Below are 14,192 nucleotides of genomic sequence, written 5' to 3'. Positions count from 1 at the left end.
TTACATGAGATTAAGTATTTTAGATCAAATGCCGATTCCAAAAGGTCATTCTGCAGAAGAGGCCTTCCAACGTACAGAACAGCTGGCATTGCTAGGTGAAGAGCTTGGCTATCACCGTATGTGGCTTGCTGAACACCATAATAGCCAGTCATTGGCGAGTTCAGCTCCTGAAGTAACTGCTGCTTTTTTAGCTGCTAAAACACAGCGGCTTCGCATTGGTACGGGTGGTGTCATGATGATGCATTATTCACCCTATAAGCTAGCAGAGGTCTTTAAAACATTATCGGGGCTGGCACCCAATCGTATTGATTTTGGTGTGGGGAGAGCTCCTGGTGGTGATCATGCCGCTATCTATGCCTTGGCAGAGGGAAGACGACAACGCTTCACAGAACAGTATGATAAGCTAGAAATCATATTAAAGCTAATGAATAATCAAAAAACAGGTGAACATGTCTATGATCAAGTCGTTGCAGCTCCTGCTCATATTTCATTACCAGAGGCTTGGTTACTAGGTTCTAGTGGTCAGAGCGCAATGCAGGCTGGCCAGTTGGGAGTAGGCTATTCGTATGCACAATTTTTCACGGGCAATATGTCAAAGGATATCTTTGATGCCTATAAAGCCTATTTTACGCCTTCTTATTATATGGATAAACCACAAATCATTGTGACATATGCAGCAACAGTTGCCCCAACCCTAGAAGAAGCGGAATATTTAGCTAAACCGATTGATATTTCTCGTCTTCAATTAATGAAAGGGCAAATCATTCAAACGATGTCACCCGAAGAAGCGAAAGATTATCCATTAACTGAAATGGATAAATTGACGATTGACAATAATCGCAAGGCGAATCTTGTCGGGACACCCCAAGACATTGCTGCTTTTTTAAGCGCTGAGCAAGAACGCTATGGCTTTGATGAAGTGATGCTAAATTGCAATCAATATGAATTAGAAAGTCGTTTAAATACCTATAGATTCCTTGCAAAGGAATTAATTAGATAAGAGAAAAAGCCATATTCATCTGAATATGGCTTTTATGTATTTAGCTGAATTAGAATAACGGCTTTACAATTAGAAAAACCCGGAAATAAATTTCCGGGTCTGATTACCACTTACATTTTCTGCTCCATGACACACTGCCTCGCTTCCGCATAGGATCTTAAGATATTCCTAAGAAATCTGTACTTTAGCTTATTCAGTTTTGATGGTCCTTCTGAGTTATCGATCAATCGCACTCATCGGGTTAACCCTCCTAGTCATTGGATTTGAAGTGAAATCTTTAATAGTATAGCTCAACTTCTATTTCTTATACCTCTTGTGAACATAAAATATTTTATGTGCTAAAAAATAATTACAAGAAAACATACAGTCATTACCAGTTAACAATGAAGATAAAAACACTCGTCTGTTTGAAGAAAAGTATATTTGCATCCATGATGTATGCTACTTGTACAACTGGCTGTGATTTTAATTATTGATAGATATTTCCATAAATGTGATTGACTTAAAATGTGTATTAAGCATATAATACATTTCAAGAAGTGTATTAACTGTTTAATACATTTTTTTATTGTCGGTGTATTAAGCGCTTAATACACTGAGGTGTTAACGAGAGAAAAAATATGTTCATGTTGATAGGAGCAACCCATCATTCTACATACTGTGTATTAAGTGTTTAATACGCGGAATTAATTTTTGAGGAGTTGAGTTATTTGACTATAAATTTTAATAATCGGGACCCGGTGTATGTCCAAGTGATTCGGCATTTGAAAGAACAAATTGCCAAGGGATTTTATGAGCCAGGTCAGGAGATTCCATCCAGAAGGGAATTAGCCAATCAGTTAAAGATTAACCCAAATACTGCGCAACGAGCTTATAAGGAAATGGAGGAACAAGGATTGATTTTTACAGAGGGGAATATGCCTAGCTGCATTACGAAAGATGAAGCAGTCCTTAAAAATGTCCGTGAGGAATTGATTATCGAAGCGGTTGACTTATTTTTAGGCTCTATTAAATCTATCGATGTGCCTTTAGCCGAAGTATTGGAACTTGTAAAGAAAAAACATGATGCCGAAAGCGGAGAAGCGGAGGAATCGAAATGATAGAAGTAAAAAATGTTAACAAGAAATACGGCAGGAAACAGGTTTTAAAAGACATTTCTTTTACAGCAGAAAAAGGAGAGATTACTTGTTTAATCGGAATAAATGGTGTAGGTAAGACGACCATTATGAAAGCAATTATGGCGCTCACACCAATTAATAGTGGTGAAATTTTAATGGATGGAGAAAAAATCACAAAAGAAAGTTTTGAAAAAATAACCTTCATCCCAGACACAATAACGATGTTGCCACAAATGAAAATCAATGAAGCTTTTGCGTTCATGGCTGATTTTTATAAAAGCTGGAATCCTCAGAGGGCAGAAGAATTACTACAATTTTTTAAACTTGATCCGAATGAACGTATTGCTAACTTATCGAAAGGAAATACAGCAAAAGTGAATATGCTACTGGGATTGTCACTTGATGTCGATTATTTACTGATGGATGAACCATTCTCTGGCATTGATATTTTCTCTCGTGAGCAGATTGCGGAGGTGTTTACAAGCCATTTAATTGAAGAACGAGGTGTCATTATAACAACGCATGAAATTAGTGATATTGAGCATTTGATTGATAAAGCAGTCCTTATGGATGACGGTGCAGTATTGAGGGAATTTAATGTGGAGGAAGTACGTGAAAATGAAGGGAAATCAGTGGTTGATGTGATGAGGGAGGTATATCGAGCATGAAAAACTATTTAAAACTTGTTAATTTTGAAGTAAATCGATTTTTTAAAATGTATTTGATTTTAATAGGCTTGACCATGCTCAGCCAACTTATAGGAGCAGGAATTATCTCACAAACCTATATGAAAAATGCTAAACAGTTGATGGCAGAAAACCAGTTATCCATGAGCCAGTATGTGGAGCAATACGGGACTTTTTCTTTCGATCGATTCACTGATTCAGAATGGTTTCTGCTGCCAATCTTTTTTTGTATCGCCATGTTGATGATTTATGTTTTCTTTATTTGGTATCGAGATTGGTTTGGTAAAAATACATTTATTTACAGATTATTCATGTTACCAACTGAAAGAATCGCCATTTATTTTGCGAAATTAACAACGATTATGCTTTTAGTTCTTGGCTTGATTGCTTTGCAAATCTTGCTAATTTTGATGGAAAAACAAATAGTGAATAAGATTATACCAATAGACCTCCAATCAAATTTCTCAATTTATGCTAGTTCTACTTTAAATATGTGGAGGTGGCTGTATCCGACTAGCTTTACAGAGTTTATCCTGGTTTATGCACTTGGGTTACTTTTCGTGGCAGTAATATTTACCGCGATTTTAATTGAGCGAAGTTATGGTTTAAAAGGGATTTTTTACGCTATTTTTTATGGCTTACTGTCACTTGGGGTATTTTTTGCTCCAATCCTATTAGTTAATGTTTATACAAATTACTTTTACCCACTTGAAATTTTCTTAATGGTACTGGTAACGAGCATGATCGTTTTAGGCAGTGCCATTTGGATTGCGAATCATTTATTAAAATATAAAATCAGGGTCTAGAGGAGGTATAACAATGAAAAAATATTGGAAAACAATCAGTATTAGTTTCTTCATCGTGGTGTTTATCAGTTCTTACTATATCCAAAAAACAGCAATGGCTTCTAAAAATGATAGATCCTATAAAATTGAAACGATCAGCGGAAATAAGGAAGAAATCGAAAATCTTATTCTTCAAACAAGTTATCAGAGTAATGATCTTTATCATATGTTGTACATATCAAAGGATGGTTCCACGAATCCCAATAATCAGTCTTTTTTTAGAGATTTGATGGCACCGAATGAACCTATGATTCTTCGAAAATATATTGAGGAACACCGTAATTTTATGCGAGGGAAAGAATTTGATCCAAGAAAATATTTTGAAGACAAATCACGTTTGATTTACACAACGTTTTTAGATGATGGTCGAAAAGAAGCTAGCAATGTCGTAACGCTTCAAATTGATACACTTGATAAAATTACAAATGACAGTTCTTCCTTTAAAATCGATATACCAGTTAAAGCAAGCTATGATTGGATTAATGTGAATGACGTTTACGTGGGAAATGGAAAAATAAATATATTAACAACCAACTATTTATCTGCCAATTATCTTATAAAAGGTAGGGAAGAGTTGCATGTCTATTCCATTGATGAGAACAAGAAGGAATTAGTAAAGGACGCCATCCTTGCAGAATTAGTGTCAGAAGAAAGAGGCACTTCCAGTCTCCGTATTTTTAATGAATACAATACTACTACTCAAAACGAAAATTATTATTTATATATGGTAGAAAAATACAGTGATCGAAAAGAAGATACTGAGCTAGAAGTTATCTCTAGTCAAATATATCTCTATAATAATGCCAAGAATGAAGCAGAGGAATGGACTATGCCAGAAGAATTAAAACCCTATCGGAAGTCAATGCTGATTCATAAAGAAACGATATACATTCCTGTTTATTCAGCCAATGGTCTAACATTGAATCGTTATCATATTGAAAAGAAGCAGTGGGAAGAACCCTTAACCCTTCAATATTCAAGCATTGCGAATGAGAATGATGCTCCATATTTACGTATAGCAGAGGGGAAATTTTATTTAGTATATCGTGTTTCTGATGGACAGTGGTTGTCTATCGTTGATTTACGTACAGGTGGATTGATTTATGAAGGGAAAATCATTTCCGAAGACAAAAAAAATCAAGAGGCGGATTCCTCTCTTAGGATCGAACAATTATATACGATGCATTAAAGAACAGGTAGAAGGACAACCTACAATTTATAACGCCATATGTAAAAGAAACTCCATGTTGATCAGTCTTTGTTCAACATGGAGTCTCTCGTTATCGATGAACTTATACACGAGCAGAGCCACTCACAAACGCGGCATCAGGATAATACATATTTTTAACAAGTACATTTGGCCCTAAGCATTTGACTGCTGGACAATGGCAGTTAAGCGATTTTGCCAAGTCGGTTGCCATCCATTTATCAAAAATCAATGGTAGTTCGTCATGCACGATATTGCCGAGGGCTGGTGTGTCACCAAAGTCGGTAACAATCACATCGCCTGTAAAGATATTGATATTCAATCGTGAACGACCGTCGGGGTCATTACGCATTGTGACATTCTTCGCAGTGCGGAGACGTTGTAACAGCTTTTGATCTTCTTCATTCATGCTACATGGGTAGAATGGTAGTGTACCAAACAACATCCATGTATTGTCATCTCGAATATCTAACAGGTGATGAATGGCTTCACGTGTTTCCTCTAGTGATAAAGAAGTAAGTGCACTTGCAAAGTCGGATGGGTACATTGGATGCACCTCATGACGTGCACATTTCATCTCATGGATGATTTGGTGATGAATATGTTCTAAGTATGGTAAAGTTTTTTTGTTTAACATTGTTTCTGCTGATACCATTACGCCATGTTCAGCTAGCATTTTTGAGTTATCAATCATGCGTTGGAATAAGGCTGCACGTTGGTCATATGTTGGTTTGCGTTCCATCATTGCAAAGCCCGTTTCCACAAACTCATCGATTGTTCCCCAGTTATGGGAAATATGAAGGACATCAAGATAAGGCGCAATCAGTAAATAACGTGCTGGTTCCAATGTTAGGTTGGAGTTAATTTGTGTCCGTACACCACGTTCATGCGCATATTTTAAAAGTGGCAGCACATAATTCTGGACTGACTTTTTACTCATCATAGGTTCTCCACCAGTAATGCTGAGCGTTTTTAAATGGGGTATTTCATCTAATCGTTTTAGAATTAATTCAATCGGTAATGCCTCAGGGTCTTTATTTTGTAATGTATAGCCTACTGCACAGTGGGCACAGCGCATATTACAAAGTGTTGTTGTTGTAAATTCAATATTTGATAGTGTCATTTGTCCATGCTGTTCTACATCTAAATAGGCTTCCCAAGGATCATAGACAGGTGTTATTTTTTGTAAGGTCGTCATCTTTCGTACATCTTCCTTTCTAGCATTCTATTGTCTCATATTCAACGATAATTTCAAATATGAAATTGCAGAACGAGCTATTTTAGGGCTAGTCGAACATTTTTTTCAATATAGAAAAAGTTCCCTAGTTTCAATGGACGGATAATGTGTATAAAGCGCATACATGTTCTAATATTCTGTCATAGGACATTTTACTGTTATTTTTCATAAAAAACGTTATCATGATATAGAGTAAATAGTCACAATGCATCGAAGAAAGTGGGAATGAACATGACGAAATATGAGATATTATTGTTTGACGTAGATGATACATTACTAGATTTTGATTTAGCTGAAAATGCAGCACTTGACCGCATGTTCAGAGAGGAAAAGATAGCCACTACGCCCGAGATGATAGCGCGCTACAAAGAAATTAATGAATCGATGTGGCGAGCTTTTGAGCGCGGGGAGGTGACAAAAAATACACTACATAATACAAGATTTGCGGTTGCTTTAAAGGAATTTGGAATGGAGGTCGATGGCGTCTACTTTGAATCGCTATTCCAAAAATACTTACAGGAAGCACATCATTATGTAGAGGGAGCTTATGAAGTCATCGCTCAACTAGCCAATCACTATCATTTGTATGTCGTATCAAATGGCGTAACGCTGACACAGAATAAACGACTAGTGGATGCCGATTTAGCACAATATTTTAAAGGCATCTTTATCTCCGAGCAAACGGGCTATCAAAAACCAATGCCGGCCTTTTTTGATTATGTATTTGAGCGGATTGAGCATTTTGATAAAGCTAAAACGCTTATAATCGGCGATTCTTTGACATCAGACATTAAAGGCGGATTGCTGTCAGGCATTGATACATGCTGGTTTAACATCCGCAATGTTGAAAATACGAGTGATATTGAACCGCATTATGAAATTAAAAAATTGCATGAGTTACATGAGCTATTGCATACAAAAATAGCACTATATTAAGACAGAAGGCACTTCCTTTGTTCCGTGGACAGAGGAGGTGTTTTTTTATGTTTTTAAGATTTATTTTTGAATATCTACTTTACAAAAAGTCATGAATCATTTAAAATTCGATTTTGAATGATAATAGTAATCATTACTATTTAAGTGAAGGGGAAAGTATATTGAAAAAAATAATGAGTTTACTAGTTCTATTGATTGTGAGTGGAAGTATGCTTGTGGCCTGCGGAAATTCAGATGACAAGACAAAAAAAGACAAGGCAAAAGGTGAAAATGAACATGTTTTAACCATTTCTTGGCCAAAGGATATTGGAGAAGTAAATCCACACCTGTATGCACCAAATGAAATGTTTGCTCAGGCCATGATATACGATCCGCTTGTACGCTATGGAAATGATGGGCAAATAGAGCCGGGATTAGCAACAGCATGGGAAATGTCTCAAGACGGTAAGAGCTACATATTTACATTACGAGACAATGTCTTGTATTCAGACGGCTCTCAGCTTACGGCAGACAATGTTAAACGTAATATCGAAACTGTAGTGGAGAATATTGCACCGCATAGTTGGCTAGAAGTGGTGGCAGTCATTGATCGGGTAGAAGTCTTAGATAAGCTGAAATTACAGATTCATTTAAAAGAGCCTTACTATCCATTTTTACAGGAGTTAACGTTGATTCGTCCATTACGTATGTTAGGGGATAGTGGCTTCCCAGCAAGTGGGACAACCAAAGATGGCATTGAAAAAGCGGTTGGAACTGGTCCTTGGATTTTAACTGATTACAAGCAAGACAATTTTGCTGAGTTTTCACGTAATGAGCATTATTGGGGAGAGAAGCCTAAGCTAGAAAAAGTCATCGTCAAAATTATTCCTGATTCACAAGCACGTATGATGGCACTTGAAAAAGGAGATATTGATTTAATTTTCGGAAGTGGTCAATTAGCACCTGAGGAACTCCGAGTTTTGGAGAAAAATCCCCAATATCAAACGCTAATTTCTGAACCTTCCTCTACTAGAATACTATCTTTCAATTCAGACTATGGCGTGACGCAAGATAAAGATGTCAGACTTGCTTTGCAGTATGCTTTTGATCGACAAACAATTATTAAACATGTATTAAATGGCATTGAACAAGAGGCCAAGTCTTTATTTGCTCCAGGATTTCCGTATAGTGATATTCCATTTGAGTCTTACAGCTATGATTTAGAAAAAGCCCAGCAACTATTGGATAAAGCAGGCTGGATCTTTGAAGAAGGGGCTCCATTTCGATCCAAAGACGGTCAAGCACTGACCATCACAATTCCATATAACAGTAATGACCAAGTGCATAAATCTATATTTGAATATTTACAGGGCGCATGGCGTGAATTAGGCGTAGATGTCAAGTTGATTGGAGAAGAAGATCAACTTTTCCGAACGCGAAGTAAAACAGGTGAGTTCAATGTCATTATGAATGATACGTGGGGGGCACCTTATGATCCCCATATGTATTTACGAATGATGACGGGGGAAAAGCAAATTGGCTATTATGCGTTAAAAGGCACAGCACATTCAGAACAATTAGCAGCGAATATTGCGAAAGTGATTCGCTCAACTGATGAATCAGAGAGACAGAGCCTGTATGAAGCCATTTTACAAACCATTCATGAAGAGGCGATTTTCATGCCATTATCTTATCGGACAAATTATTTGGTGGCCAATCAACGTCTAGCCAATTTAACGTTTTCTATGCAGCAATTTGAAGTGCCGCTGAATCAATATGAGGTGAAGTAGTCAAAATGGTGCCATTTTTTGTTAAACGGATAGCAAGTATGTTACTGGCGTTGTTTGGTATTACCATCATCGCCTTTGGATTAATTCGCTTTATTCCTGTTGATCCTGTTGAAGCTTATTTTACAATCAATCAAATTCCTGCTACTGAAGAGGCCATGACAAGTATGCGTGAAGAAATGGGTCTAGATCAACCTTTGTGGATGCAATATATTGCTTGGCTCAGCCATGCATTGCAATTAGATTTTGGAACATCCTTTGTATCGAAAAAGGCTGTGGCAACAGAACTTTTTCCACGCTTTGAGACGACATTTCTTTTAGCGGTAACAGCATTAGTCATAATTATTGTCAGTAGCTTGGCTATTGGTATTTGGTCTGCAAGAAAAAACGGTGGATGGCTGGATTGGTTTACACGTACCACGATCTTTACAATCGCATCCATGCCCAGTTTTTGGCTGGCCTTTCTCTTCATTTACACCGTGGCTTTGAAATGGGGTGTACTACCTCTCACGGGGTGGGGAAGTTTTGCTCATGTCATTTTACCATCGATAACACTGGCTTTAGGATTTATCCCTTATTACATTAGGCTCATCCGCTCAAGCATGAGAGAAGAAATGAAGAAACCGCATGTTCTATTTGCCCGTGCTAGAGGTGTAAAAGAAACGGTTATTTTGCGTACACATATTTTCAAAGGCATTTTACCACAACTTATCACATCCCTTGCCATGACCTGTGGAGGCTTATTAGGGGGGGCAGCGATTATTGAGAATGTTTTTGCCATTTTTGGCGTAGGGCACTTTATTGTGGAGGCTATGTTAGCAAGAGACTACGCTGTACTACAAGCTTTTATCGTCATCATTGGGGGATTATATATCACCGTCAATTTTATAGCAGATATACTTTGTGCAGTTATTGATCCACGTGTCAGGCTGAAAGGAGGCGCTCTTTAATGAAAAAGCATCTGTCACTCATCATCAGTAGCTTGCTTGTACTTGTGCTAGTTGTGATGGCTCTATTTGCTCCTTGGTTAGCGCCTCATGATCCTTATACAACAGATATAGCCAATAAATTACAGGGATTTTCTATGCATTACCCCTTAGGTACAGATCACCTGGGGCGCTGTGTGCTCTCTCGTTTATTATTTGGTACGCGCACCGCTCTGCTACTAGCCTCTGGCGTACTATTCATTACCTTAATCATTAGCATCATCGTAGGGTGTCTGGCAGGGTACATCGGTGGGCTGGTTGATCTAGTATTAATGCGTATTTGTGATGTACTTCTCTCCATTCCTGATTTTATTTTTGCCCTTGTCATTGTAGGTGCGTTAGGTGGTGGCGTTAAAAATATGTTTGTGGCAATTTGTTTTGTGTCGTGGGTAGGTTTTGCGCGTATTATTCGCAATATGGTGCGTTCTTTAAAAGAAAGCACTTATGTACAATATGCACGGCTGACAGGTGTACCGAAACGAAAAATTATAAGGAGGCATATATTGCCGTTTGTCTTTCCACAAATATTTTTGTTAAAACTAATCGGGCTTGGCTCCACAATACTTTTAATTTCGGAGCTGTCGTTTTTAGGGCTAGGTGTTACGGCACCGATGGCAGAATGGGGCATGATGATTAATGATAGTAAAACCTATTTAATGAGTGAACCAACGCTTATGTTTATACCAGGTATCATGATCTCATTAACCGTTCTTATTTTTAATTGGTTTGGGGATGCCCTTCGTACGGCTATGGACGCCAAAGTATAAGAAGAAGAGGTGACAATATGTTAGAGATAAGGGATTTGTCAATTACGCTTCAAACAGCACGGGGACCTAAAAAAGTTGTGCAGCATGTTGATTTCCAGATTCCAACTGGTACAACGCTTGGTATTGTCGGGGAAAGCGGTAGCGGTAAAACGATGCTATGTTATGCCATCTTGCAACTGTTTCGGGAGTCCCGACACTATGGGGGAGACATTTTATTGGAAGGGCGTTCCTTACTGGGAATGGATGAACAGCAGTTGCGAGGCCTTCGGGGCAATGACGTGGCATGTATATTGCAGAATCCTATGGCTATGTTTAATCCTATTATAACAATAGGAGAGCATATGATTGAAACAGTACAGGCACACCGATCGCTCAGTAAAAAACAAGCATTGCACATAGCAACTGAGCAACTTGCTTTTTTTCAATTGACCGATTCAAGACTGTTAAAAAAATATCCTCACGAGTTAAGCGGTGGCATGCTTCAACGTGTCATGATTGCCATGGCTATGAGTCTTCGTCCAAAGCTTTTGCTTGCAGATGAGCCAACAACAGCCCTTGATACGATGACACAGCTCAAGGTTTTAGAGGAATTGTCTCATTGTCAGCAACAATATCAGACAACGATGCTGATTGTGTCACATGATCTTGGCGTCATCGCCCGAATGGCAGATCAAATTGTTGTTATGCGAAGAGGGAAAATCATGGAATATGGTCCAGCCGAACGGCTATTACAAAACCCAGTTCATTCCTATACCAAAGCATTAGTCGCAGCGAAAAGGAAGGATGATCAACTTGAAAAACTTGTGGATAGCTGGTCAGGTGATACAAACGGAATTCTATATGAACTAGACACGAACTATTGGGTAAGACAGGAGGAAAGCCGATGTTAGAAATCCAACAAGTATCTAAAACCTATCGAAAAAAGAGATTGTTTGGGGAACATGAAACAATAGAAGCTGTGAAAAATATGTCATTCACCTTGAAGCAAGGGGTTTGCTTAGCCATTGTCGGGGAGAGCGGTAGTGGCAAAACCACACTAGGAAAGCTGATAATAGGTATGGAAAAGCCAGATAGCGGAATCATAAAATTCGATCATATAAACCTAGCAACGACATGCAAAGAAGAGAAGAAGCAATTACAAAAAAATATTCAAATCGTTTTTCAAGATTGCCATAGTGCTGTTAATCCGAAAATGAAGGTTCGAGACATCATTGCAGAGCCAATGAATTGTCAATTACAGTTGACGAAACAACAGCAGCTAGAAAAAATAAAGGAGCTTTTAGTACAGGTGGGAATATCTGAGAGAGATGCTCAAAAATACCCTCATCAATTAAGTGGTGGTCAGTTACAGCGAGTGACCATCGCAAGGGCGATAGCAACAGACCCTAAGCTCATTATCTTGGATGAATCCATTAATAGTTTAGATATATTGGTACAAATCAGTATCCTAAAACTTCTGAAACAATTGCAACAGGAGAGAGGCTTCAGTTATTTATTTATTACTCACGATTTACACGCAGTTAGTTTGTTTGCAGATGAAGTAGCTGTTGTAGACCAGGGTGAAGTGGTGGAATTTCTTCATGATGTGTCTCAAATTCCATGTATGACCCATCCGATAAGCCAACGCTTATTAGCCTCTAGATTACCTATAAATCGTCAAGAAATTTCTTCGTTGCAAGGGGAGCAAGTCTCATGAAACTTCAGCCTTTATCCCTTCGCATGATGCAATTATATGGGCTTGCGGTTATTTTTTTTACCGCCAATGCCGTGTTGACAGTTATTTTTCCATTAGAAGCAGCGGATGGGGGGTACTTGGAGGGTGAAATTGGAGTCATGATGGCCATATATATGCTTGTTTGTATGCTATTAAGACCTTTTGCTGGCCAAATGGTCGCCAAGCATAGTCCTTATACGATTATGCAATGGCTGTTAGTAGGCCATGCACTTGCACTGCTTATCTATGTAATATTTGGTATTGATAGTGTCTTTTTAGTACGAGTCCTACAGGGTATCATCACCGCTTTCTTTTCTATGGCGATGCAGCTAGGTATTACAGTTGTCTTACACGACCATGATCGGGGGCAAGGCATGTCGATGTATTCCTTATCCAGTGTTGTACCTGGTTTATATGGACCTGCAGTAGCGCTACTCTTGTGGACGCAATTGGATAGACAGGATTTATTAATCTTTGTGGTTATGTTGGCTCTTCTGCCACTACTGTTTTTTATTGGCTCCCCTTTACCAAAAGCAAAGGAAGACACAGAAGTTGTGACAACAAGAGAGCTGTTAGCCGCCATGAATGGGGTAAAACAACACAAGGGGCTAGTCATATCAGCAATCGTTATGGTTCTTGGTGCTGCTATTTTTGGCGCCATCACCACCTTTTTACCATTGTTTATGCTGACCGAGGGAGTGGGGAATCCAGCTATTTATTTAACGTTACAGGCATTGGTCGTGGTGGGTAGTCGCTTTGTATTGCGACGCTCTATTCCTTCAGATGGACAATGGCATCCGAAATTTATTGCATGTGTGCTTTTCAGCTCCATATTGGGCACAACGTTGCTTGCTGTTTTACCTGAAATAGGATCTTTTGTCTATATTTCCGCTGTTTTCAATGGCCTTGCCTCAGCGATGCTATATCCGACAATTACTACATATATGTCGTTTGTTGTACCACAAGAATCGAGAAATGTTTTGCTAGGTTTATTTTTAGCTACCTATGATTTAGGCTTTGGGTTGGGTGGGTTTTTGATGGGCTTTATTGTGCAATTTACATCCTATATGGTCATGTTTATGGTTTGTACGGTTTTAGCGATTATCGCACTCTGTGTTGTATTGCGTAACGGTAATCCCGAGAGGCAAATTATCACTACCATACTGACCAAATAATCGCGTGCTTGCTATGTATAAAATACAATAGAAAAGGCAAAACCTTTTATGAGACTAGTTTCCATGAAAGGGGAAATATTCGATGAATATGGTTTTAACTGCCAGTAAACGTCAAAAGGGACAACAATCTTCTTTAACACAGCTTCGACAAAATGGGGGCATTCCAGGTGTGGTTTACGGCTTTCAAATGGAATCAACGGCAATTATGTTAGATGCGAGAGCCTTTGCAAAAATGTTAGCTACACACGGTACGAAAAGTGTTTTCCAATTAGATGTTGAAGGAAAACGCATTAATGCAGTTTTAACAGAGGTACAACGTTGTGCATTAAAAGGGAATGTTAAGCATGTGGATTTTAAATCCATCAATATGTCAGAGGAGCTAGAAGTGGATATTCCAGTGACTGTAATTGGGGATGCAGTTGGAGTTGCTGATGGTGGATTCCTGCTCCAGCCTAATCGTGAAGTGCGTATTAAAGTGAAGCCAACTGACATTCCAGAAACCATTGAAATAGATGTTACAAATGTTGCAATTGGGACTTCTCTATACGTCGAAGATATTCGTCAACAGTTCTCGTTTGATATTTTACAAGAGGATGACTACACACTTGTGACGATTACACCACCGGCTGCTGAAAACGTACAGGAAGATGATACAGTGGACGATACACCAGAAGTGATGGAAGCAACAGGACAAAATACTGCTGAACCAGAAGCATAAAGGAAAGAGGAGCCTCCTTACACTACGTAAGGGGCTC

At 38.5% G+C, this 14,192-nt stretch carries 14 protein-coding genes; 13 read left to right on the top strand and 1 reads right to left on the bottom strand.

Annotation, left to right across the window (positions count from 1 at the left end):
* Nucleotides 1–4: 4 nt before the first annotated feature.
* From AC1RFD_RS08630 to AC1RFD_RS08610, 5 genes are all read left to right on the top strand, one after another.
* Nucleotides 5–1,000: an LLM class flavin-dependent oxidoreductase gene (locus tag AC1RFD_RS08630; protein ID WP_016994666.1), complete on the top strand. Its 996-nt coding sequence runs from the start codon at nt 5–7 to the stop codon at nt 998–1,000.
* A gap of 710 nt (nt 1,001–1,710) precedes the next feature.
* On the top strand, nt 1,711–2,100 hold the full coding sequence (locus AC1RFD_RS08625; RefSeq protein ID WP_004230719.1) for a GntR family transcriptional regulator: 390 nt from the start codon (nt 1,711–1,713) through the stop codon (nt 2,098–2,100).
* The gene (locus AC1RFD_RS08620; protein WP_492474832.1) at nt 2,097–2,786 is read left to right on the top strand and encodes an ABC transporter ATP-binding protein; all 690 of its coding nucleotides are present in this window, start codon (nt 2,097–2,099) and stop codon (nt 2,784–2,786) included. Before AC1RFD_RS08625 ends, AC1RFD_RS08620 begins: the two co-directional genes overlap by 4 nt.
* Entirely contained in the window at nt 2,783–3,610 is an 828-nt protein-coding gene (locus tag AC1RFD_RS08615; RefSeq protein WP_492474831.1) for a hypothetical protein, read from the top strand. The genes AC1RFD_RS08620 and AC1RFD_RS08615 overlap by 4 nt, the downstream gene beginning before the upstream one ends.
* A gap of 13 nt (nt 3,611–3,623) precedes the next feature.
* Entirely contained in the window at nt 3,624–4,838 is a 1,215-nt protein-coding gene (locus AC1RFD_RS08610) for a hypothetical protein (protein ID WP_492474830.1), read from the top strand.
* Between the two features lie 103 nt (nt 4,839–4,941).
* On the opposite strand, the gene yfkAB is transcribed toward AC1RFD_RS08610, so the two are convergent.
* Nucleotides 4,942–6,054, bottom strand: coding sequence for a radical SAM/CxCxxxxC motif protein YfkAB (yfkAB, locus tag AC1RFD_RS08605; RefSeq protein ID WP_054550461.1), 1,113 nt, complete (start codon nt 6,052–6,054; stop codon nt 4,942–4,944).
* A 270-nt stretch (nt 6,055–6,324) separates the two neighbouring features.
* On the opposite strand from yfkAB, the gene AC1RFD_RS08600 reads away from it, so the two are divergent.
* The 8 genes from AC1RFD_RS08600 to AC1RFD_RS08565 all read left to right on the top strand — a co-directional run bounded on the left by AC1RFD_RS08600 (nt 6,325) and on the right by AC1RFD_RS08565 (nt 14,155).
* Nucleotides 6,325–7,029, top strand: a complete 705-nt coding sequence (locus tag AC1RFD_RS08600; RefSeq protein WP_004230713.1) for a YjjG family noncanonical pyrimidine nucleotidase — start codon at nt 6,325–6,327, stop codon at nt 7,027–7,029.
* Between the two features lie 161 nt (nt 7,030–7,190).
* Entirely contained in the window at nt 7,191–8,798 is a 1,608-nt protein-coding gene (gene nikA / locus AC1RFD_RS08595; RefSeq protein ID WP_492474829.1) for a nickel ABC transporter substrate-binding protein, read from the top strand.
* A gap of 5 nt (nt 8,799–8,803) precedes the next feature.
* Nucleotides 8,804–9,745, top strand: a complete 942-nt coding sequence (locus AC1RFD_RS08590; protein WP_492474828.1) for an ABC transporter permease — start codon at nt 8,804–8,806, stop codon at nt 9,743–9,745.
* Complete coding sequence (locus AC1RFD_RS08585; protein ID WP_492474827.1) at nt 9,745–10,548, top strand: ABC transporter permease; 804 nt, start codon at nt 9,745–9,747, stop codon at nt 10,546–10,548. Before AC1RFD_RS08590 ends, AC1RFD_RS08585 begins: the two co-directional genes overlap by 1 nt.
* A gap of 17 nt (nt 10,549–10,565) precedes the next feature.
* A complete protein-coding gene (locus AC1RFD_RS08580) occupies nt 10,566–11,438 on the top strand; it encodes an ABC transporter ATP-binding protein (RefSeq protein WP_279495314.1) in 873 nt (290 codons plus the stop codon).
* Complete coding sequence (locus AC1RFD_RS08575; protein WP_492474826.1) at nt 11,432–12,244, top strand: ABC transporter ATP-binding protein; 813 nt, start codon at nt 11,432–11,434, stop codon at nt 12,242–12,244. Before AC1RFD_RS08580 ends, AC1RFD_RS08575 begins: the two co-directional genes overlap by 7 nt.
* Nucleotides 12,241–13,437 (top strand): staphylopine family metallophore export MFS transporter CntE, encoded by a 1,197-nt coding sequence (gene cntE, locus AC1RFD_RS08570; RefSeq protein WP_492474825.1) that lies wholly within the window; start codon nt 12,241–12,243, stop codon nt 13,435–13,437. Before AC1RFD_RS08575 ends, cntE begins: the two co-directional genes overlap by 4 nt.
* A gap of 82 nt (nt 13,438–13,519) precedes the next feature.
* Complete coding sequence (locus AC1RFD_RS08565) at nt 13,520–14,155, top strand: 50S ribosomal protein L25/general stress protein Ctc (protein WP_054550460.1); 636 nt, start codon at nt 13,520–13,522, stop codon at nt 14,153–14,155.
* Nucleotides 14,156–14,192 lie beyond the last annotated feature (37 nt).

The sequence above is a fragment of the Lysinibacillus sp. GW823-FHT02G10 genome, from assembly GCF_058797135.1.
The sequence above is the reverse complement of the archived record's forward strand: the minus strand, read 5'-3'. Positions and strand labels throughout refer to the sequence as shown.